The organism is Pseudonocardia sp. ICBG162, from assembly GCF_020496225.1.
In the GTDB taxonomy this organism is placed as follows: domain Bacteria; phylum Actinomycetota; class Actinomycetes; order Mycobacteriales; family Pseudonocardiaceae; genus Pseudonocardia; species Pseudonocardia alni.
In genome coordinates, this window is the sequence record NZ_JAHLJD010000013.1 from 137,317 (window position 1) to 158,254 (window position 20,938).

Here is a 20,938-nt window from a genome sequence, read left to right on the forward strand (position 1 = left end):
GGAGCCCCCGTGCTGACCGACGAACCACCCCGCCCGCTGCACACCGTCCTCGTCGCCAACCGCGGCGAGATCGCCGTGCGGGTGATCCGCGCCGCCCGCGACGCCGGCCTGCGCAGCGTCGCCGTGCACGGTGGTCCGGACCGCGACGCGCTGCACGTCCACGCGGCCGACGCCGCCGTCGCGCTGCCCGGCGACGACGCCGCGTCGACCTACCTCGACGCCCGCGCCCTGGTCGCGGCGGCCCTGTCCGCGGGCGCCGACGCGGTGCACCCCGGCTACGGGTTCCTCTCCGAGGACGCCGGGTTCGCCGACGCCGTCGTCGCCGCCGGACTGGTGTGGATCGGGCCACCGCCGGGCACCATCCGGGCGCTGGGGGACAAGGTCGCGGCCCGCCGGATCGCCCGCGAGGTCGGTGCCCCGCTTGCGGCGGGCACCCGGGACCCGGTCCGCGACGAGGGCGAGGTCCGGGCGTTCGCCGAGGAGCACGGGCTGCCGATCGTGGTGAAGGCCGCCTTCGGCGGCGGCGGGCGCGGCCTGAAGGTGGTGCGCGACGCCGCCGGCATCCCGGAGGCGTTCGCCGGGGCCGTCCGCGAGGCCACCGCGGCGTTCGGACGCGGCGAGTGCTTCGTCGAACGGTTCCTGGACCGGGCCCGGCACGTCGAGGCCCAGGTGCTGGCCGACGCGCACGGCACGGTGCAGGTCGTCGGGCTGCGGGACTGCTCGCTGCAGCGCCGCAACCAGAAGCTCGTCGAGGAGGCGCCCGCCCCGTTCCTCACCGCGGCCCAGGAGCAGGAGCTGCGGGGGTCGGCCGCGCGCATCTGCGCGGCCGCGGGCTACGTCGGTGCGGGGACCGTCGAGTACCTGCTCGGCGGGGACGGGACCCTGTCCTTCCTGGAGGTCAACACCCGGTTGCAGGTGGAGCACCCGGTCACCGAGGAGTCCACCGGGGTCGACCTGGTGGCCGAGCAGTTCCGGATCGCGGGCGGCGCGAGGCTCACCGGCGGGCCGGTGCCCGACCGCGGGCACAGCATCGAGTTCCGGCTCACCGCGGAGGATCCGGCGGCCGGGTTCGTGCCCACACCCGGGCCGCTGCGGGTGTTCCGGATGCCGTCCGGCCCCGGCGTGCGGGTGGACTCCGGCGTCGTCGAGGGCGACGTCGTCGACGGCCGGTTCGACTCGATGTTCGCCAAGCTCGTGGTCACCGGCCGGGACCGGCCGCAGGCGCTGCGCCGCGCCCGGCGCGCCCTGGCCGAGGCACGGATCGAGGGGGTGCCGACACCGCTGCCGTTCTACCGCGAGGTCGTCGTCGACCCCGACTTCACCGGCGACGGTCACACCTTCGCCGTGCACAACCGGTGGATAGAGGAACGACCCGTCGCCGTCGGGCCCGGGCCGGTCGGTGACACCCTCACCGTGCGGGTCGGCCGCAGGTCGCTCCCGGTCCCGGTGCCCGGCCTGGCGGTGCTCGGCGACACCGCGGCGCGGATCCGCCAGGAGTCGGCGGCGCTGCGGCGGGCGGAGACCGCGGGCGCGTCCGGGCCGGTGGTGACCGCACCGATGCAGGGCACGATCGTCGCGGTCGCGGTCACCGACGGCACCCGGGTCGCGCGCGGCGACCTGGTCGCGGTGCTGGAGGCGATGAAGATGGAGAACCGGGTCCTGGCCCACCGCGACGGGACCGTCCGCGGCCTCGCCGTGGCGCCCGGGGACGCGGTGAGCGTCCGCTCGGTGCTCTGCGAGATCGACGGGTGAGCACCCGGGCACGGTCCTGCGCCGCGGGGCCCGGCGCCTAGGATCGGCTCATGGAGCAGGAGTGGGTCCCGCAGGAGGGGACCGGGACGCCCGACGGGTTCGCCCGGCTGTGGACCCCGCACCGGCTCGCCTACATCCAGGGCGCCGGTGACACCGGCTGCCCGTTCTGCCGGATCGCCCGGGGGGACACCCTGGGCGACTCGACGGACCCGGACGCGGACAACCTCGTCGTCGCGCGCGGCGACGAGGTGTTCGCGCTGCTGAACCTGCACCCGTACAACCCGGGGCACCTGATGGTGCTGCCCTACCGGCACGTCGCGGACCTGGAGGACCTCACCGACTCCGAGGCCGGCGAGCTGATGGCGTTCACCCGGCAGGCCGTCGTGACCATGAAGAAGGTCGCGGCGCCGCACGCGTTCAACGTGGGCCTGAACCTGGGCCACGTCGCGGGCGGGTCGCTGGCTGAGCACCTGCACCAGCACGTCGTCCCGCGCTGGGGCGGGGACGCGAACTTCATCGCCGTCGTCGGGCAGACGAAGGTGATCCCGCAGCTGCTCGCCGAGACCCGCGACCAGCTGGCGCAGGCGTGGGAACCGCCACGCCGCTGACTGCGGCCGCGCCGACGGCGGGCGGACCCGGTGTCGGACTACGCTGGCAGCGTCCCCCACCGCCGCCGTCCTGCACGGGAGCACGCAGCCGCCGATGCTGAACCTGTTCGCCCGCGCGCACGTCAACCGGCTCACCGACCCCGTCGGGCGGGCCCTGATCGACCGCGGTGTCAGCCCGGACACCGTGACCGTGCTCGGCACCGTCGGGGCCGTGGCCTGCTCGCTGGCGTTCCTGCCGACCGGCTGGCTGGCCCTCGGCGCGGTGCTGGTCACGCTGTTCGTGCTGACCGACCTGATCGACGGCGCGATGGCCCGCGCCCGCGGGCACGGCACCCCGTTCGGGGCGGTGCTCGACTCCACCTGCGACCGGATCGTCGACGGCGCCCTGTTCGCCGGGCTCGCCTGGTGGGCGCTGACCGGCGGGGCCGAGCCCCTGGCCGGCGCCGCGGCGCTGGTGGCCCTGGTCGGCGGCCAGATCGTGTCGTACGTCAAGGCCCGCGCCGAGTCCGTCGGGCTCACCGCCGAGGGCGGCCTCGTCGAACGCGCCGAACGGCTCATCCTCGGTCTGGTCGGGGCGTTCCTGTCCGGCATCGGGGTGCCGTGGGCGCTGACCGTCACCCTCGTCGTGCTGGCGATCGGGACGGCGGTGACCCTCGGCCAGCGGATCCTGGCGGTGCGGCTCAGCTCCCGCGAGGCCCCGCGTGCCTGACCTGCGGACGCGCACCACCGACGCGCTGAGCGCCGCCGGGTACGCGGCGGGCTGGCGGGTCGCGGGGCGGCTGCCGGCCGGCGTCGTCGGACGGGCGTTCGACGCCGGCGCCGCGCTCGCGGTCCGCCGCGACGGCCCCGGGGTGCGACGGCTGCGCCACAACCTGCACCGGGCCCGCCCCGACGCGACACCCGCCGAGCTCGACGCCCTGGTCGCCGCCGGGATGCGCAGCTACGCCCGCTACTGGCGCGAGGCGTTCGCGCTGCCCGGCCTCGACCCCGCCGCGGTGCACGCCGCGATGCACCCGCACGCCCACGGCGTCGCCGGCGCGCTGGCGGCCACCCGGTCCGGGCACGGGGTCGTGTTCGCCCTCCCGCACGCCGGCAACTGGGACCTCGCCGGGCTCTACCTGCTGCGCGAGCTCGACCGGCTCGGGCTCGAACCGGCGCTGACCACCGTCGTGCAGCGGCTGCGCCCCGAGCCGCTGTTCCGCCGGTTCCTCGCCTACCGGCGCGCGCTCGGGTTCGAGGTCGTGACCGCCGACGACCCCCGCGCCGCGCACCGCGCGCTGACCGGGCGGCTGCGACGCGGCGGGGTCGTCTGCCTGGTCGCCGACCGTGACCTGACCGGCACCGGGACCGACGTGACGTTCCTCGGGGGGCCCGCCCGGCTGCCGTCCGGCCCGGCGCGGCTCGCCCGGCTCACCGGCGCCGCGCTGCACCCGGCCTACCCCTACTTCACCGACGACGCCTGGGGCGTCGAGGTCGGCGCGCCGGTCCCGCCCGGCCCCGGTGCCGTCCAGCACCTCGCCGACGCGTTCGGCGACATGATCGCCCGCCGTCCGTGGGACTGGCACATGCTCCAGCCGGTCGGCACGGGATGAGGATCGGGATCGTCTGCCCGTACTCCCTCGACGTCGCCGGGGGAGTGCAGCGCCACGTCCTGGACCTGGCCGCCGCGCTGCGCACGCTCGGGCACACGGTCGAGGTCCTGGCCCCGACGACCGGCACCGCGCCCGAGTTCGTCACCCCGGCCGGGCGGGCCGTCGGCGTCCCCTACAACGGCTCCGTCGCCCGCGTCGCGTTCGGCCCGCTGACCCGCCACCGCACCCGGCGCTGGCTCGCCGCGCACGACTTCGACGTGCTGCACGTCCACGAGCCCACGACCCCGTCGGTGTCGGCGCTCGCGCTGCTCGACGCCCGCGGGCCGGTCGTCGCGACCTTCCACACCTCCACCGAGCGGTCCCGGGTCCTCGCCGCGTTCGGACCCGTGGCGCGCCCCCTGCTGGAACGGGTGACGGCGCGGATCGCGGTGTCGGCGACCGCCCGCCGGGTCCAGGTCGAGCACCTGGGCGGGGACGCCACCGAGATCCCCAACGGCGTCGACGTCGCCCGGTTCGCCCACGGGCCGGCACTGGACCTGCCGCGCGCGGTGCGGGTCGGCTACGTCGGCCGCTTCGACGAGCCCCGCAAGGGCATGCCGGTGCTGCTGGCCGCACTGCGCCGGGTCGTGGCCGACCGCCCGGACGTGCGGCTGCTCGTCGTCGGCCGCGGCGACGGCGACCGGCTGCGGCGCGCCGCGGGGCCGGGGCTGGCGGGCCGGATCGACCTGCTCGGGCCGGTCGACGAGGCGACCAAGGCCGCCGCGCTGCGTTCGGTCGCGGTGTTCTGCGCACCGCACCGCGGCGGGGAGAGCTTCGGGATGGTGCTGACCGAGGCCATGGCCGCGGGCGCCCCGGTGCTGGCCGCGGACCTCGAGTCCTTCCGCGCCGTCCTCGACGACGGCCGTGCCGGTGCCCTGTTCCCACCCGGCGACGACCTCGCCCTGGCCGCGGCGCTCACCCGCCTGCTCGACGACGAGACCGCCCGCGCCCGGCTCGCCGCCGCGGGGCGGGACCGGGCGCAGCGCTACGACTGGCCGGTCGTGGCCTCCGACGTGCTGCGCGTGTACCGGGCGGCGATCGCCGGCGCACCGCGGCCGCTGGTGCGCGGGGGCGCGCGGTGAGCACGGTCGTCGTCGTCGGGGGAGTGGTCGTCGCGGCGCTGCTGGTGGCGGCTCTCACCCTGTGGTGCGTGACACGGGTCCGGCGCCTGCACCGGCTGCACGTGCGGGTCGACGCCGCCCGGGCCGGGCTCGCCGCGGCGCTGGACGCCCGGGCCCGGGTCGCGCTCGCCGTCGCCGACGCGCTCGGTCCCGCCGCACCGCCGGACCTGCGCCGGGCCGCCGTCGCCGCGCGGGCACTGCCCGCTCCTGCCCCGGACGGCCGGGACCCGGCCGGGAGCCGCGCCGCCCGCGAGGCCGCGGAGAACGCCCTGACCAGGCAGCTCGCCGTCGTCGGGCGGGGGCCGGGGCAGCCCGGGCCCTGCGGCGACCTCGCCGACGCCGAGGTACTGGTCGTGCTGGCCCGCCGGGTGCACAACGACGCCGTCCGCGACACCCGTGCCCTGCGGTCCCGGCGGCTGGTGCGGATGCTGCGGCTGCACGGCACCGCACCGGAGCCGGTGTACTTCGAGATCGCCGATCCGGAACCGCCGCGTTCACCTGCGCGACCTCACGTAGAATCGCCACGCAGTCCGACCGTCATGTGAGGAGCTCCGATCACCCGTGTCCGCAGCTGAGAACACCCCCGACACCGCCGGTCCGCAGCACGGCACCGCGCGGGTGAAGCGCGGGATGGCCGAGATGCTGAAGGGCGGCGTGATCATGGACGTCGTCACCCCGGATCAGGCCAAGATCGCCGAGGACGCCGGGGCCGTCGCCGTCATGGCCCTCGAGCGCGTCCCGGCCGACATCCGTGCCAACGGCGGCGTGGCCCGCATGTCGGACCCGGACATGATCACCGGCATCGTCGAGGCCGTGTCCATCCCGGTCATGGCGAAGGCCCGCATCGGCCACTTCGTCGAGGCCCAGGTCCTGCAGTCCCTCGGCGTCGACTACATCGACGAGTCCGAGGTGCTGACCCCGGCCGACGAGGCGCACCACATCGACAAGTGGAGCTTCACCGCCCCGTTCGTCTGCGGTGCCACCAACCTCGGTGAGGCCCTGCGCCGCATCTCCGAGGGCGCGGCGATGATCCGCTCGAAGGGCGAGGCCGGCACCGGCAACGTCGTCGAGGCCACCCGGCACATGCGCTCGATCCGCGCCGAGATCGGCAGGCTCGCCTCGCTCGACGCCGCCGAGCTCTACATCGCGGCCAAGGAGCTGCGCGCCCCGGTCGAGCTGGTCGCCGAGGTGGCCCGCACCGGGAAGCTGCCGGTCGTGCTGTTCACCGCCGGTGGCATCGCGACCCCGGCCGACGCCGCGATGATGATGCAGCTCGGCGCCGAGGGCGTGTTCGTCGGCTCCGGCATCTTCAAGTCCGGCGACCCGGCGCAGCGCGCGTCGGCGATCGTGAAGGCCACGACCTTCCACGACGACCCCGAGATGATCGCCAAGGTCTCCCGCGGTCTCGGTGAGGCCATGGTCGGCATCAACATCGCCGACATCCCCGAGGAGCAGCGCTACGCCGCTCGCGGCTGGTAAGCACCCCCGTTCCGCCCCGAGAGCCCCGTCCGGCACACCGCCGGACGGGGCTCTCGTCGTTCCCGCCCGGGTGCGGGCCACGGTCCGGTGACCCGATCGGTCCCTCGGACGCGTGGGGTGTCCGTTCCGGCCACGGTCCGCGGTCGCTCGGTGGAGGGGTTGCCTACTCGATGTGGTGACACAGGTGCTCATGGTGACTCTGTGGCATCTAGCGTTCCGTGGGGATCAGGAGACCACTGTTACGGAGGAGCCTGATGGGACGCTCTGTGAGGGTCGTGGCGATCGCCGCCGCGATGTTGATCAGCTTTCCGGCTGCGGCGTTCGCGGACACCGGGGACGGCCGACCGGGAACGACGACGACCGCGGACTGCCCCACGACGGGTGTCGCCCCGGGTGGGGGAGCCGGTTCGGGTGGTCCGGCCACCGGTGGTGACGGAGGCGCCGGGTCGGGGAAGCCCGGCGCCTCCGCCACTCCCGGGGCGGCCGGGCCCGAGGGGGACGGCCCCTCCGCGGGCGGCTCGGGCGACGACCACGGCTCCTCGGACGACCACGGCTCCTCCGGTGGTGACCACGGCTCCTCCGGCGACGGGTCGGGGCACGACGGCGGCTCGGGGAGCGGCGACGACTCCGGCTCCGGCTCCGGGTCCGATGACGGCGACGGCTCCGGCGGCGACGGGGGACCGTCGGGATCGGGCGGCTCGGGGAACGACGCGGGGTCCGGCTCGGGGGGCGACCGCGGTTCCGGGTCCGGCTCGGACCAGGGCTCGGGTTCCGGTGGGGACTCCGGCAACACGACATCGGGCGCGGGCGACTCCGGCACCGGCGACAAGGGGCAGGACTCCGGCGGCGACCGGAAACCGGGCGGAGACCAGGGCTCCGGCGACGACCAGGGCTCCGGCGGCGACACGAGCCCCGACACGGGCTCGGGCGACGACACGACATCGGGCGAGGACGGCGCGTCGAGCGGCGACCGCGGTCCGGCCGGCGACCGGGGTGACAAGGCCGGCTCGGCCGGAGACCAGGGCGACCAGGCCGGCTCGGCCGGCGACCAGGCCGGCGCCCCGGGCTCACCCGCCGACACGACCTCGGCGAACGGGACCCCGGGCACGGCACCCGGCGGCGCCGCGACCACCCCGGCCGGCGAGCCGGCCCCCGGCGCGGCCCCCGCCCCCGCGGACTGCGCCGCCGGCGCGGCCCCGGCTACCCCGGCGGTCCCGTCCTACCCGGGCGCGGCGACCACCGCCGCCGTCGCGCACGACTGGGGCGAGCCCACCAAGGTCGACGACTTCGACGGCGACGCCCTCACGGGCTGGAGCCCCTACGACGGCCCCGGCCACGCCGGCAAGGGGACCCGTTCCCCGTCGGCGATCTCGGTGAAGGACGGTCTGCTCACCATCGACGGCGACGCCGACGGCACCACCGGCGGCATGGCCTGGTCCGACAGCAGCCAGAAGTACGGCCGCTGGGAGGGCCGGGTGCGGGCGCCCGCGTCGGACCCGTCGTACAACGCGTTGCTGCTGCTCTGGCCGACCGCCGAGAACTTCCCGGTCGGCGGCGAGATCGACTTCATGGAGATGACCGACCACACCCGGCAGAAGACCAACCTGTTCCTGCACTACGGCGAGGACAACTCCCAGGTCCAGGGCTCGGTCGACATCGACGCGACCCAGTGGCACAACTGGGCGGTCGAGTGGACGCCGAAGGGCGTGACCGCCTTCGTCGACGGCAAGCAGTGGTGGCACACCGACGACACCTCGGTCCTGCCCCCCGGGCCGATGCACCTGACGATCCAGCTCGACTGGTTCCCCAAGGGCGGCGGCGACGTGAAGCCCTCGGAGATGCAGGTCGACTGGGTCCGCCAGTACGCCCTGCCCGAGTCCGAGAAGGGCGGGGACGACTCCGGCGACGCGGGCGGCAACGACGAGGGGCTCCTCGACGGGCTGCTGCACCGCATCACCGAGGGCGGCCCGGACCGCGAGCCCGGCTCGGCGACCCGCGGCGCCAGCGGCACCTGATCAGCGGTACTCCATCACCAGCACCGCGGTGGCACCCGGCGTGAGCGCCCGGTAGCTGTGCGGCCGGTCGGCGGGGAAGGTGACGTGGTCACCCGGGTCGAGCTCGATCTGCTCGTCGTCCGGTCCGACGCTCCACCGGCCCGTGGACACCACCATGTGCTCGACGGTGCCGGGGGAGTGGGCGTGCGCCGTCCGCGCCGGCCCGGGCTCGCAGGTGATGAGGTGCAGGTCGCGGCGGGCGCCCGGCGGGCACGGCGACAGCAGCGCTCCGGTGTACGCGGCCTCCTCCGACCGGATCGCGGGACGGTCGGCGAAGCGCACCACCCGCACCGGCGACGACGGCGGCTCCACCAGCGCGCTGAACGGCACCCCCGCGACGACGGCGATCGCCCACAGCGTCTCGACGCTCGGGTTCCCGGTCCCCGCCTCCAGCTGCGACAGCGTCGACTTCGCGATCCCGGCCCGGCGGGCCAGCTCGGCCGAGGAGATCCCGAGGCGTTCGCGCTCCCGGCGGATCGCCGCCGCGATCGTCGCGAGCGGCGGCCCAGGCGTTCGGTCCATCGGTCTCCTCGTTCGGCTTGACGAACACAGGCATCGTTGTTCACTGTATCGGGCATGCGTTCGATACAGCGAACGACCCGCGGGGACGTCCGCGACGCCGTCACCATCTCGGTGGCCGTCGCCGTCGTCGGGGTGTCGTTCGGCGCGCTCGCGCCGGCCGCCGGGCTGTCCCCGGCCATGACGATGGCGATGTCGCTGCTCGTGTTCGCGGGCGGCGCCCAGCTGCTCGTCACCGGGGTGCTGGCCGCCGGGGGAGGCGTGTGGGCCGCCGTCGCCGCGGGGCTGGTGCTCAACCTGCGGCACCTGCCGTTCGGCCTGGCACTGGCCCGGCACCTGGGCGGGGGCTGGGCGCGGGTGCCCGCGGCACACGTCGTCACCGACGAGTCGACGGCGTTCGTGCTGGCCCGCACGGACGTCCCCGGCCGGGGGTGGCGCGCGTTCCGGATCCTCGGCGTCGTCAAGTACGTGTCCTGGCAGCTCGGCACCGCGGCCGGTCTCGTGCTCGGCGCGAGCGTGCCGGACCCGGCCGCGTTCGGCCTCGACGCCGCCTTCCCGGCGGCGATGCTGGCGATGCTCGTCCCGATGCTGCGCCGGGTCGACGCCCGCCGGGTCGGTGCGGCCGCCGCCGCGGTCTCGCTGGCCTGCGCCCCGTTCCTGCCGGCGGGCCTGCCCGTGCTGGCCGGGCTGCTCGGCGTCACCGCCGCCGGGCGGACGGAGGAGGAGTCGTGACCGTCGCCGCGCTGCTCGTCCTCGCCGGCGGCACCTACCTCATGCGGCTGCTGCCCCTCGTCCTGCACGACCGGGTCACCCTGTCCCCGCGCACCGTGCGCCTGGTCGAGCTGGGCGCGGTCGGGCTGCTCGTCGCGCTCGTCGCCACCGGCACCTGGTTCGAGGGCGCCGGGTTCGCCGGCTGGGCCCGCCCGGCCGGGGTCGCCGTGGCCGCCGGTGCGCTGGTCCTCCGGGTGCCGTTCGTGCTGGTCGTCGTCCTCGCCGCGGCGACGACGGCCGGGCTGCGGCTGGCCGGGATCGCCTGAGCCGGTCGTCACCCCGGCGCGCGCCGGGCGCCGGGGACCGCGAGGATCAGCCCATGCACGTGCTCGTCCTCGGCGCCACCGGCTACGTCGGCTCCCGGCTCGTCCCGCGCCTGCTCGACGCCGGCCACGACGTCCGGGTGCTCGTCCGCACCCCGGGCAAGCTGGCCGCGCACCCGTGGGGCGAGGCGGTCGACGCCGTGCGCGGCGACGCCCGGACCCCGGCCGACGTGCGCCGGGCCTGTGCGGGCGTCGACGCCGTCGTCCACCTGGTGCACGCCATGGACGGCCCCGGCTACGCCGACCGCGACCGCACCGCCGCGCACGCGCTGGCCGACGGCGCCGCCGCGGCCGGCGTGCGCCGCATCGTCTACCTGGGCGGGCTGCAGCCCGAGGCCGGCACCCTGCGGGTGTCGCAGCACCTGTCGTCGCGCCGCGAGGTCGGGGACATCCTGCTCGCCGGTCCGGTCCCGGCCGCCGTGCTGCGGGCCGGGATCGTCGTCGGCACCGGCTCGGCCAGCTTCGAGATGATCCGGCACCTCACCGAGACCGCGATGGGCGGTCCGCTGGTCCTGCCGCTGCCCGACCGGGCCTGGAACCGCATCCAGCCGATCGCCGTCGACGACGTGCTGTACGACCTCGTCGGCTGCCTCGACCTGCCCGCCGGGGTGGACCGGGCGTTCGACGTCGGCGGCCCCGACGTGCACACCTACCGGTCCCTGATGAGCGAGTTCGCCGCCGAGGCGGGGCTGCTGCGGCCGTTCCCGGTGCCCGTCCCCCTGTCGGCGCCGCGGCTCACCGCCCGCGCCGTCGCCGCGCTCACCCCGGTCGGCCGGGGCCTGGCCGAGCCGCTGGTCGAGTCGATGCGCCACGAGCTGGTGGCCGACCCCGACGACCTCGCGGCCCTCGACGCGCTCATCGGCACCCCGCCCGGTGGACGGACCCCGTACCGCACGGCGGTCCGCCGTGCCCTCGACGGCGTCGGCGCGGCCGGGCCGGGACCGTCCGACCCGCCCGGCAGCGGTCCGCTGGAGTGGTCGACGACCGACACCCACGACGTGGCCGCCCCCGCCCGCGCCGTCTGGTCGGTGATCGAGACGCTCGGCGGCCCGCACGGCTGGTACACCGTCCCGGGCGTCGCGACGCTGACCGGTCACCTCGACGTCCTCGCGGGCGGTCCCGGTGTCGTCCCGCGCCGGCACGGCGACGGCCCGGCCCGCCTCGTCCCGGGGGAGCCGCTGGACCGCTGGACCGTGGAGACGGTCGAGCCGGGGCGGCGGCTGGTGCTGCGTGCCGCGGACCGACTCCCCGGCGACGCCCGGCTCGAGCTCGCCGTCACCCCGACCGACCGGCTGACCAGCCGGTACACCCAGACCCTGCGGTTCACCCCGCGCGGGATGGCCGGTCGGCTGGGATGGCTGGCGGCCTACCCGTCGCAGCGCTTCGTCTTCGCGGTGATGGCCCGGACGCTGGCCGGGGTCGCCGAGACCCGCTACCGGCGCGACGTCCGCGCCCTCTGACCCGTCCCCGCCGCGACACCGGGGACGGCACCGGGGGCGCCCCCGTGACGTCGTGCGTCACGGAGGCGCCCCCGGGGGTCGGACAGGCTCAGCCCTCGCCGCGGGCCTGCGCCACCTGCTCGGCGCGGTCTTCGGCCGCGAGCCGGGTCAGCTCGGCTCCGGCCTCGGGGTCGCGGGTGAGGTTCTCGCCCGACTCCGGGTCGAACACGTGGATCTTGCGCGCGTCCAGCCAGAACTCGGCGTCGCGGCCCTCGCGGATCCGGCTGGTCGAGTCGATCGACACGATCGCCTGCGTGCGCAGCTGATCGGCGTCGAGCTCCCGCGACAGCTCCTTGAGCTTGGTCTCCACCTCGGCCGGGGCCTCATAGGGGATGTAGGCGTACTGCGAGTCGCCCAGCCACTCGGTCACGTCGACCTTCGCGGTGAAGGTCGACCCGACGTGCTTCTTGGCCTCGTCGACCAGCGACGCGTCCTCGAAGTACTCCGGCCGGATGCCGACCAGCACCAGCTCGCGCCCGGCGACCTTCTCTGCGCGCGCGGCGTCGAGCTCGATCGGGCCGAACGGCGTCTCCAGCTTGTTCCCGGCCACGGTCGCGGGCAGGAAGTTCATCGGCGGCGACCCGATGAACCCGGCGACGAAGAGGTTGACCGGCTGCTCGTAGAGCTCGCGCGGCGAGGCGACCTGCTGGATGACGCCCTTGCGCAGGACACAGACCCGGTCGCCGAGGGTCATCGCCTCGGTCTGGTCGTGCGTGACGTAGACGGTGGTGATACCGAGGCGGCGCTGCAGGCGGGCGATCTCGGTGCGCATCTGCCCGCGCAGCTTCGCGTCCAGGTTGGACAGCGGCTCGTCGAACAGGAACGCGTCGGCGTCACGGACGATGGCACGGCCCATCGCGACCCGCTGGCGCTGGCCGCCGGACAGGTTCGCGGGCTTGCGCTGCAGGTGCTCCTGCAGCTCCAGGACCTTCGCCGCGGTGTCGACCTTCTGCTTGATCTCGTCCTCGGGCGCCTTGGCCAGGCGCAGCGGGAACGCGATGTTCTCGAAGACCGACAGGTGCGGGTAGAGCGCGTAGTTCTGGAACACCATCGACAGGTTGCGGTCCCGCGGGGCCTTGTCGTTGACGCGGTTGCCGGCGATGACCATGTCGCCGGAGGTGATGTCCTCCAGACCGACGATCATCCGCAGCAGTGTCGACTTCCCGCAGCCGGACGGGCCGACGAGGATCATGAACTCGCCGTCGGCGATGTCCATGCTCACGTCGTTCACGGCCGGGAAGCCGTCCCCGTACTTCTTGACGATGTTCTTCATCTCGATCGACGCCATGGCCGGTCGGTTCCTCTCTCTGTGTACGGGGTGTCAGCCCTTGACGGCGCCGTTGGTCAGACCGGCGACGATGCGCCGCTGGAACAGCAGGACGAGCACGACGACGGGGATGGTCACGATCACGGCGGCGGCGGCGATCGGGCCGTTGGGCGACTCGAACTGTGAGGCCCCGGAGAACAGGCCCAGCGCGGCCGGGACCGGGCGGGACGCGCCGGTCGAGGTCAGCGAGATGCCGTAGGCGAAGTCGTTCCAGGCGATGAAGAACGCCAGGATCGCGGTGGTGAACACCCCGGGCGTCGCCAGCGGGACGATCACCTTGCGGAACGCCTGCCAGGTGGTGGCGCCGTCGACCTGGGCGGCCTGCTCCATCTCCCACGGGATCTCGCGGAAGAACGCCGACATGGTCCAGATCGACAGCGGCAGGGTCAGCGACAGGTAGGGGATGATCAGGCCGGGCCAGGTGTCGTAGAGCCCGATCTGGCGCCACAGGTTGAACAGCGGCGTCACGATCGAGATGACCGGGAAGATCGCCACCGCCAGCGCGGTCGACAGGATCAGCTTCTTGCCCCGGAAGTCGAGCCGGGCGATCGCGTAGGCGGCGAACATCGACAGCACGCACGCCAGGAACGTCGCGATGATGCAGATGCCGAAGGAGTTGCGCAGCGCGGGCAGGAACAGCCCGGCCGCGTCCCCGACGAGGATCTGCTCGTAGTTGCTCCACGACACCGAGGTCGGGAGGAACTGCTTGTTGGCGATGTCGTCGCTCGACTTCAGCGACAGCGACACGATCCAGCCCACCGGGAACAGGGCGTAGACGACGATCGCGATGCCGGCGACGATCCAGAGGACTCTCTCGCGGGTGGACATCACTTCTCCCCTCGGGCCTGGGACAGGTCGACCTTGAACCCCTTGATGAACCCGATGCAGATGATCACGACGGACAGGAACAGCAGCACCGACACCGCGGAGCCGAGCCCGATCTCGACGCGGGCGATGGTCTGGCGGTAGGCCAGGAACGACACCGTCTCGGTGCTGTTCGCCCCGGCCGTCATCACGAACACCGAGTCGAACACGCGGAACGCGTCCAGGGTCCGGAACAGCAGGGCGACCATGATCGCCGCCTTCATGTTCGGGAGGGTGACCTTCCACATCCGCTGCCACCAGGTCGCGCCGTCGACGCGGGCGGCCTCCTGCAGCACGTCGGGCACCTGGGCCAGACCCGCGAGCAGCAGCAGCGAGATGAACGGGGTGGTCTTCCAGATCTCGGCCAGGCAGATCACGAACAGCGACGAGCCGGTCGAGCCGAACCAGTCGGTGTCGGCCGAGATCCCGGGCAGCCAGCCGAACCAGGAGTTCACGAAGCCCGAGTCGAGGGAGAACGCGTACTGCCAGGCGAACGCCGACACGACCGTGATGACCGCGTAGGGGATCAGGATCGCGGCGCGCAGCACCGGCCGGATCGCCTTGAGCGCGTTCATCATGACCAGCGCGAGCAGGAAGCCCAGCACCAGCTCGACCGCGACGGTGACCACGGTGATGAACACTGTGACGCCGAAGGAGGTCCACCAGATCGAGTCGGTGAGGATGACCGCGTAGTTCTTCAGGCCGACGAAGGAGATGTTGTCCGGGTCGGTCAGCCGGTAGTCGAACAGCGAGTAGTAGACGGCCTGGATGATCGGGTAGGCCGTCACCAGCAGCATCACGGCGAACGCCGGGCCCGCGAGGTACCAGCCGAGCTTCTGCTCGGCCCGGCTGCGGTCGCTGGCACCGCGCGGGGCCGGGGAGGCCCCGGTCCCGGTCCCGGGCCGCTCGGTCGTCGTGGTCACAGCAGCTCCTCCTTGGCGAGGACCGCCTTGATCAGCGCGGCGGTCGCGGGGCCGACGGTCGGCGGGTCGATGCCCGCGGTCGGGTGGTAGGTGCGCTGGATGGACTCGGAGACCTCGCTGTAGTACGCCGTCTGCGGGCGCGGCTTGGCCTGCTGCAGCGACTGCGCGATGACCTTGGCCATCGGGAACTTCTTCACCACGTCCGGGTCGGTGAAGACCGAGATCCGGGCGGCCGGGTTGCCGTTGGTGAGGAAGTACTGCTTCTGGTTCTCGGTCGAGGTGATGCACTCGGTGGCCTGGTAGGCCAGGTCGGTGTGCTTGCTGAAGGCGCCGACGCCGAGGTTGATGCCGCCGTAGGGCGGGGCCGAGGGCTTGCCGGCCTCGGTCTGCGGGTAGAGCGCCCAGCCGAAGTCGTCCGGCGTGGACTGCGGGACGGTCCCCTCCTCGACGGCGCTGTTGACCTTGCCCCAGACGAACGGCCAGTTGACCTGGAACATCGCGTCACCGGACTGGAAGGCGTTGGAGTTCTCGTCCTCGGAGTTGGTCGAGAAGCCGGGACCGCCGACGGCCGAGACGGCCTTCATGATCTCGGCGGCCTTCGTCGCGGCGGGGGAGTCCAGGCCGAGCTGGACGCCCTCCGGGTTCTGCGGCGAGGCGTTGGTGACGATCTGCCCGCCGCCGCCCTCGACCAGCGCGTTCAGCCAGACGGTCAGCGACTCCGCGCGGATGCCCTGCGCGGCGATGATCGAGTTCTTGGCCTGCGCGGTCTGCACGACCTGGTCCCAGGTGACCGGCTTCGACAGGTCCAGCCCGGTGCCGGCGACCTGCGACTTGCGGTACCAGAGCAGCTGGGTGTTGGCCCAGAACGGCACCGTGACCAGCTTGCCGTTCCAGCTCGCGCCCTCCTTCGCGGAGTTCACGATCCCGGCGGTGGTCCGCTGCGCGACCTCCTCGGGCACCGGGGCCAGGAACTTCGCCTCGGCGAACTCGGGGATGTAGGGCGGGTCGATGGACATGATGTCGATCGAGCTGTCGTTGGCCGCGAGCCGGCGGATCAGCTGCTGACGCTGCTCCGCGGACTGGCGCGGCAGCACCGACACCGCGATCTGGTACTGCCCGTTCGACGCCGCCGAGCAGCGCTGGGCGATCTCCGCCTGCCCCCCGTCGTCGGGGTTGATGTACCAGTTGAGGACCGGCGGGCCCGCGGGTGCGCCTCCGCAGCCCGCCAGCAGGGCGAGGGCGACGGTGGCCGCACCGGCGGCCAGCGTCCTCCTCCACCGTGTGCGACGCATGGTCAACTCCGAACTCCCGTGTCCGATACCGCTGCTGTGTCCCGTCGCTCGTCGGCGACGTTGGAAGCGTTTCCAACCGAGACTGTGAGCCTTTCACTCGGGAGTGTCAAGGCTCACAGCAGTCGGGCTGGTCGGCGACGATCCTTACTGATCGACAGGCGATGGTCCAGCGCAGTCGGATAACATCCGCTCTTGCAATCGCTTCCAGCTTTGGGCATACATGTGTCGTGCCCGAACCGGTCAACCTGGCCGACGTGGCCCGGCTGGCCAAGGTCTCACCGGCCACCGCGTCACGCGCGCTCAGCGATCACCCCCACGTCGCCGAGGCCACCCGCGCCCGCGTGTGGGAGGCCGCGCGCGCCCTGGAGTACGTCGTCAGCCCGGACGCCTCCGGGCTCGCGCGGGGCACCACGGGGCGGATCGCCGTCGTCGTCCCGCACCTGTCGCGGTGGTGGTTCGGGGCCGCGCTGGAGGGGCTGTCCGACGTGCTGCGCGAGGCCGGGCGCGACGTGCTGCTCTACCACCTGGGCGACGCCGCGGCCCGGCGCGCGTTCTTCGCCGAGCTGCCCGCCCGCCGGCGTGCCGACGCCGTCGTGCTGCTGGGGTTCGGGGTCGACGACGCCGAGCGCGCCCGGCTGGAGCGGATCGGCGTCGGCATCGTGTCGGCGGGGACCCGGATCGGCAACCACCCCTCGGTGTCGATCGACGAGTGCGTCGCCGGTCGGCAGGCCGTCGACCACCTGCTCCACCTCGGACACCGGAGGATCGGGATGATCGTCACCACCGACCCGGAGCTCGACCCGGGCCAGCCCGAGGGGCGTGCCGCCGCCTACCGGGCGGCGCTCGCCGACGCCGGCGTGGAGTACGACCCCGCCCTGACGGTGAGCGTGCCCTGGAGCCCGGAGGGCGGGGCGCGCGCGATGGGGGAGCTGCTCGGGCTGTCCGACCCGCCGACGGCGGTCTACGCCCACACCGACGAGGTCGCCCTCGGCGCCGTCGGCACGCTGCGCCGGGCCGGGCTCGCGGTGCCCGGCGATGTGTCGGTCATCGGCATCGACGACCACCCGCTGGCCGCGCTGACCGATCTGTCCACCGTGGCCCAGCCGGCGGCCGAGCAGGGTGCCGTCGCGGCCCGGATGGCGCTGGCGACGCTGGCCGGCGAGCCGGTCGAGCCGCTCGCGACCCTGCCGACCCGGCTGGTCATCCGCGGCTCCACCGCCCCACCGGCCCGCGGCGCGCGGGGGGTGTCCTGAATGGACGCGCCGCCGGAGCTGGTGCTGCGGGCCCCCGGCCCCGAGCTGATCGCGCTGCCCTGGAACGAGCCGCTGGAACAGTGGGACGAGACGCGGGTCCCGTTGCGCGACATGGAGGTCGGCCCGAGCCGGCACCTGGTCCGGTTCGTCGAGGCCGACGGTGCACTGTGGGCACTCAAGGACATGCCGGAGCGGATCGCCCGTCGCGAGTACGACGTGCTGCGCCGCCTCGAGCACCAGTGCCTGCCCGCGGTCCGCCCGGCCGGGCTGGTGAACCAGCCCGCGCACGAGACCGCGATCCTGGTGACCCGGTACCTGAGCGGGTCCTGGCAGTACCGCAGGCTGTTCCTGCGGCTGCCCCCGAACCGGCCGCGGCACCGCGCCCGGCTGTTCGACGCGATGATCTCGCTGCTGGTCGAGCTGCACCGGCACGGCGTGTTCTGGGGCGACTGCTCGCTCAACAACACCCTGTTCACCCGCGACGGGCAGACCCTGCAGGCCTTCCTCGTCGACGCCGAGACCAGCGAGGTGCACCCGGACGGCCTGTCCGACGGCCAGCGCGAGCACGACGTGACCATCCTGGTCGAGAACATCGCCGCCGGGATGATCGACCTCGCGACCTCGCTGGAACGCCCGCCGGAGATGATCCCGCAGCTCATCGACGAGGCGACCGCCCTGCCCGAGCGCTACCGGGAGCTGTGGGAGGCGCTGCACACCTCGCCGGTCTTCGCCTTCGGCGACCGCTACCGCGTCGAGGGCGCCATCCGCGAGCTCAACGACCTGGGCTTCGCCGTCGACGAGGTGTCCCTGCTCCCGGTCGGCGACGGCCGGTCGCGACTGCACATCGCCGTCGGCGACCGCAACTACCACTCCGAGACGCTGCGCAGGCTGACCGGCGTCGGCGTGGGGGAGGGCCAGGCCCGGATCCTGCTCGGCGACCTCAACGCCCACCGCGACTGGATGCAGCGCCGCACCGGCCACCCGGTCACCGAACGCGCCGCGGCCCGCAGCTGGATCGACCACTGCCTCGACCCCGGGTCCGCGCGGGCGCACGCCGCGCTCGGCGGCGCGGGCGACGCCGTGCAGGCCTACTGCGACCTGCTGGAGGTGCGCTGGCTGCTGTCCGAGCGGGCCGGGGCCGACGTCGGCAACGACGCCGCGCTCGCCGCGCTCGGCGGGCACGCCCCGACCGACTCGGCGGCGAAGATGGCCGTCGCCGACGCCCCCACCGGGCCGCTGCCCCGGATCCCCGCGGACGACGCCGACGAGCGGTGACGCGCGTCGTCACATCGTTGACCCCACGGTAACCACACTCCCGGCGGTACTGTTCCGGGCCGTGTCCATTCCCGGTCCCGGTTACGCCATCACCGCACGCGTCGACGCCCCCGCCCACCCCACCTCGGCCGGTGACCTCACCGCCGCCGTCGGCCAGGTCGGTGGCGTCGTCACCGCCTTCGACGTCGTCGAGGCACGCACCGAGAGTCTCGTCGTCGACATCTCGGTCAACGCCCGCAACACCGAGCACGTCGAGGAGATCAAGACCGCCATCGAGCAGCTCGAGGGCTTCTCGGTCCGCAAGGTCTCGGACCGGACCTTCCTGCTCCACCTCGGCGGCAAGATCGAGGTGCGGTCCAAGGTGAACCTCCGCACCCGTGACGACCTGTCGCGCGCCTACACCCCGGGCGTCGCGCGGGTGTCGATGGCGATCGCGGAGAACCCGTCCGACGCCCGGCGCCTGACGATCAAGCGCAACACCGTCGCCGTCGTCACCGACGGGTCCGCGGTGCTCGGTCTGGGCAACATCGGCGCCGCCGCGGCGATGCCGGTGATGGAGGGCAAGGCGGCGCTGTTCAAGCAGTTCGCCAACGTCGACGCCTGGCCGGTCTGCCTCGACACCCAGGACACCGAGGAGATCATCCGCACCGTCCAGCTGATCGCCCCCGGCTACGGCGGCATCAACCTGGAGGACATCGCCGCGCCGCGCTGCTTCGAGATCGAGCGCCGGCTGCGCGAGCTGCTCGACATCCCGGTCTTCCACGACGACCAGCACGGCACCGCCGTCGTCGTCCTCGGCGCGCTGCGCAACGCGCTGCGCGTGGTCGGCAAGAAGTTCTCCGACATCCGCGTCGTCGTCTGCGGGGTCGGCGCGGCCGGCTCGGCGATCATCCGGCTGCTCGGCTCGGAGCAGACCGCCGACGTCGTCGCCGTCGACGTGGACGGCATCGTCCACACCGGACGCGAGGGGATGGACGACAACCTCGTCTCGATCGCCGCGCAGACCAACTCCGGCGGCAAGCGGGGCACCCTGGCCGACGCACTCGTCGGGGCCGACGTCTTCATCGGGGTCAGTGCGCCGAACCTGTTCGGCGAGGACGAGCTGCGGTCGATGAACGACGACTCGATCGTGTTCGCGCTGGCCAACCCGGACCCCGAGGTCGACCCGACGCTGGCGATGAAGCACGCCGCCGTCGTCGCGACCGGCCGGTCGGACTACCCGAACCAGATCAACAACGTGCTCGCGTTCCCCGGTGTGTTCCGCGGGCTGCTCGACGCCCAGGCGCACGACATCACCGACGAGATGATGCTCGCCGCGGCCGAGGCGATCGCCGACGTCGTCGCCGAGCCGAACCCGTCGTTCATCGTGCCGAGCGTGTTCGACACGAGCGTGGCCCCGGCCGTCGCCGAGGCGCTGCGCGGTGCCGCGGCGAAGCAGGCGAAGCGCGGCGAGGTCGAGGCGGGCTGACCCGGCTCACCGGGGGACGACCACCCCGGGCGGCGCGGGCACCGGCCCGGGCACGGGGAGGTGCTCGACGGGGGAGGCCGCCGCCGCGGCGAGCACGGCCAGCACCGCCGTCGTCCCGAGCGCGAACCGGCGGGGTCGCGGCACGCGCACCGGGCGCGCCGGGGCGTCCGGCACGGGCACGGCCGTCACGAACGCGGCCGCGGCGTCGTCGAGGCCCCGGCCGTCGGCGGCGGCGGCCCGGACCGCGCCCGCCGTCGCGACCGGGAGCGGTAGCTCGACGGTGGCCGCGACCGGGAGCGGCAGCCGGTGCACCCCGACCCGGTAGGTCCGCGCCAGCCCGCTGCGCTCGGGGTCGCCCAGTGCGGGCCCGCAGAACAGCACCAGCGGTGCCGCGGCGCCGGCCCGCCAGCCGTGCTCGCCCTCGACGACGAGACCCCACAGCGCGACGCAGCCCAGCACGGTGCCGGGACCGAACCCGACGCCGCCGACCCGGGCCGGGTCGCGGACCGCGTGCACCCCGCAGGTGCAGGCCGGGTCCGGTGCCTCGTGTCCGCGCAGCTCGCAGTGCGCGGCGAGGGCCCCACCGGGCGGCCACTCGGTGGCCACGTGCACCGGGGAGCGCAGCCGCGGCGCGGTGGCCGGGCCCGCGACACGCCAGCACCGCCAGCCGACGACGACGCCCGCGACGTCCGGCGCGGTGCCGTCCGACGGTGGGGTCAGCGCGGGGCACACACCGGTTCACCGGCCCGGTCGGGTACCCGCCGTGGCGTGCCGTCCGG

At 74.3% G+C, this 20,938-nt stretch carries 20 protein-coding genes; 14 read left to right on the forward strand and 6 right to left on the reverse strand.

From position 1 onward, the window contains the following. Positions 1 to 9 precede the first annotated feature (9 nt). The 8 genes from KPL60_RS03985 to KPL60_RS04020 all read left to right on the forward strand — a co-directional run bounded on the left by KPL60_RS03985 (position 10) and on the right by KPL60_RS04020 (position 8,606). Complete coding sequence (locus KPL60_RS03985) at positions 10 to 1,752, forward strand: biotin carboxylase N-terminal domain-containing protein (RefSeq protein ID WP_226364946.1); 1,743 nt, start codon at positions 10 to 12, stop codon at positions 1,750 to 1,752. Between the two features lie 50 nt (positions 1,753 to 1,802). Then, a complete protein-coding gene (locus KPL60_RS03990) occupies positions 1,803 to 2,360 on the forward strand; it encodes an HIT domain-containing protein (protein ID WP_226357401.1) in 558 nt (185 codons plus the stop codon). 94 nt (positions 2,361 to 2,454) lie between these two features. After that, the gene (gene pgsA, locus KPL60_RS03995; RefSeq protein ID WP_226357400.1) at positions 2,455 to 3,069 is read left to right on the forward strand and encodes a phosphatidylinositol phosphate synthase; all 615 of its coding nucleotides are present in this window, start codon (positions 2,455 to 2,457) and stop codon (positions 3,067 to 3,069) included. Continuing rightward, a complete protein-coding gene (locus tag KPL60_RS04000; RefSeq protein ID WP_226364947.1) occupies positions 3,062 to 3,952 on the forward strand; it encodes a phosphatidylinositol mannoside acyltransferase in 891 nt (296 codons plus the stop codon). Before pgsA ends, KPL60_RS04000 begins: the two co-directional genes overlap by 8 nt. Then, positions 3,949 to 5,073 carry a glycosyltransferase family 4 protein gene (locus KPL60_RS04005; RefSeq protein WP_226364948.1) on the forward strand — a complete coding sequence of 375 codons (1,125 nt, stop codon included), beginning with the start codon at positions 3,949 to 3,951 and terminating at the stop codon, positions 5,071 to 5,073. The genes KPL60_RS04000 and KPL60_RS04005 overlap by 4 nt, the downstream gene beginning before the upstream one ends. Then, positions 5,070 to 5,657: an NUDIX hydrolase gene (locus KPL60_RS04010; RefSeq protein WP_226364949.1), complete on the forward strand. Its 588-nt coding sequence runs from the start codon at positions 5,070 to 5,072 to the stop codon at positions 5,655 to 5,657. The genes KPL60_RS04005 and KPL60_RS04010 overlap by 4 nt, the downstream gene beginning before the upstream one ends. 16 nt (positions 5,658 to 5,673) lie before the next feature. Then, complete coding sequence (pdxS, locus tag KPL60_RS04015) at positions 5,674 to 6,591, forward strand: pyridoxal 5'-phosphate synthase lyase subunit PdxS (RefSeq protein WP_226357396.1); 918 nt, start codon at positions 5,674 to 5,676, stop codon at positions 6,589 to 6,591. A 254-nt stretch (positions 6,592 to 6,845) separates the two neighbouring features. Then, entirely contained in the window at positions 6,846 to 8,606 is a 1,761-nt protein-coding gene (locus KPL60_RS04020) for a glycoside hydrolase family 16 protein (protein WP_226364950.1), read from the forward strand. Here the strand turns inward: KPL60_RS04020 and KPL60_RS04025 are convergent, their stop codons facing one another. After that, complete coding sequence (locus KPL60_RS04025) at positions 8,607 to 9,167, reverse strand: helix-turn-helix domain-containing protein (RefSeq protein WP_226364951.1); 561 nt, start codon at positions 9,165 to 9,167, stop codon at positions 8,607 to 8,609. Positions 9,168 to 9,221: 54 nt separating this feature from the next. Here KPL60_RS04025 and KPL60_RS04030 point away from each other — a divergent pair, with 54 nt between their 5' ends. From KPL60_RS04030 to KPL60_RS04040, 3 genes are read left to right on the forward strand one after another with little or no spacing between them, the layout of a single operon-like run. After that, on the forward strand, positions 9,222 to 9,896 hold the full coding sequence (locus KPL60_RS04030; protein ID WP_226364952.1) for an AzlC family ABC transporter permease: 675 nt from the start codon (positions 9,222 to 9,224) through the stop codon (positions 9,894 to 9,896). Then, positions 9,893 to 10,201, forward strand: coding sequence for an AzlD domain-containing protein (locus KPL60_RS04035; protein ID WP_226357392.1), 309 nt, complete (start codon positions 9,893 to 9,895; stop codon positions 10,199 to 10,201). Before KPL60_RS04030 ends, KPL60_RS04035 begins: the two co-directional genes overlap by 4 nt. 53 nt (positions 10,202 to 10,254) lie before the next feature. Continuing rightward, positions 10,255 to 11,718 carry a DUF2867 domain-containing protein gene (locus tag KPL60_RS04040; RefSeq protein ID WP_226364953.1) on the forward strand — a complete coding sequence of 488 codons (1,464 nt, stop codon included), beginning with the start codon at positions 10,255 to 10,257 and terminating at the stop codon, positions 11,716 to 11,718. A gap of 88 nt (positions 11,719 to 11,806) precedes the next feature. Here the strand turns inward: KPL60_RS04040 and KPL60_RS04045 are convergent, their stop codons facing one another. Genes KPL60_RS04045 through KPL60_RS04060 form a run of 4 tightly spaced genes read right to left on the reverse strand, consistent with a single transcriptional unit; the run spans position 11,807 to position 16,163 of the window. Next, entirely contained in the window at positions 11,807 to 13,045 is a 1,239-nt protein-coding gene (locus tag KPL60_RS04045) for an ABC transporter ATP-binding protein (protein WP_226364954.1), read from the reverse strand. Positions 13,046 to 13,078: 33 nt separating this feature from the next. Continuing rightward, a complete protein-coding gene (locus KPL60_RS04050; protein ID WP_062403183.1) occupies positions 13,079 to 13,912 on the reverse strand; it encodes a carbohydrate ABC transporter permease in 834 nt (277 codons plus the stop codon). Further along, entirely contained in the window at positions 13,912 to 14,871 is a 960-nt protein-coding gene (locus KPL60_RS04055; protein WP_062395722.1) for a carbohydrate ABC transporter permease, read from the reverse strand. Before KPL60_RS04055 ends, KPL60_RS04050 begins: the two co-directional genes overlap by 1 nt. Next, complete coding sequence (locus KPL60_RS04060) at positions 14,868 to 16,163, reverse strand: extracellular solute-binding protein (RefSeq protein WP_226357387.1); 1,296 nt, start codon at positions 16,161 to 16,163, stop codon at positions 14,868 to 14,870. The genes KPL60_RS04055 and KPL60_RS04060 overlap by 4 nt, the downstream gene beginning before the upstream one ends. 227 nt (positions 16,164 to 16,390) lie before the next feature. On the opposite strand from KPL60_RS04060, the gene KPL60_RS04065 reads away from it, so the two are divergent. The 3 genes from KPL60_RS04065 (at position 16,391) to KPL60_RS04075 (ending at position 20,159) form a co-directional block, all read left to right on the forward strand. After that, positions 16,391 to 17,416 carry a LacI family DNA-binding transcriptional regulator gene (locus KPL60_RS04065; RefSeq protein ID WP_226364955.1) on the forward strand — a complete coding sequence of 342 codons (1,026 nt, stop codon included), beginning with the start codon at positions 16,391 to 16,393 and terminating at the stop codon, positions 17,414 to 17,416. Further along, positions 17,417 to 18,691: a DUF4032 domain-containing protein gene (locus tag KPL60_RS04070; RefSeq protein ID WP_226364956.1), complete on the forward strand. Its 1,275-nt coding sequence runs from the start codon at positions 17,417 to 17,419 to the stop codon at positions 18,689 to 18,691. Positions 18,692 to 18,752: 61 nt separating this feature from the next. Continuing rightward, positions 18,753 to 20,159, forward strand: coding sequence for an NAD-dependent malic enzyme (locus KPL60_RS04075; RefSeq protein ID WP_226364957.1), 1,407 nt, complete (start codon positions 18,753 to 18,755; stop codon positions 20,157 to 20,159). A gap of 6 nt (positions 20,160 to 20,165) precedes the next feature. Here the strand turns inward: KPL60_RS04075 and KPL60_RS04080 are convergent, their stop codons facing one another. Then, positions 20,166 to 20,891 carry a hypothetical protein gene (locus tag KPL60_RS04080; RefSeq protein ID WP_226364958.1) on the reverse strand — a complete coding sequence of 242 codons (726 nt, stop codon included), beginning with the start codon at positions 20,889 to 20,891 and terminating at the stop codon, positions 20,166 to 20,168. Positions 20,892 to 20,938 lie beyond the last annotated feature (47 nt).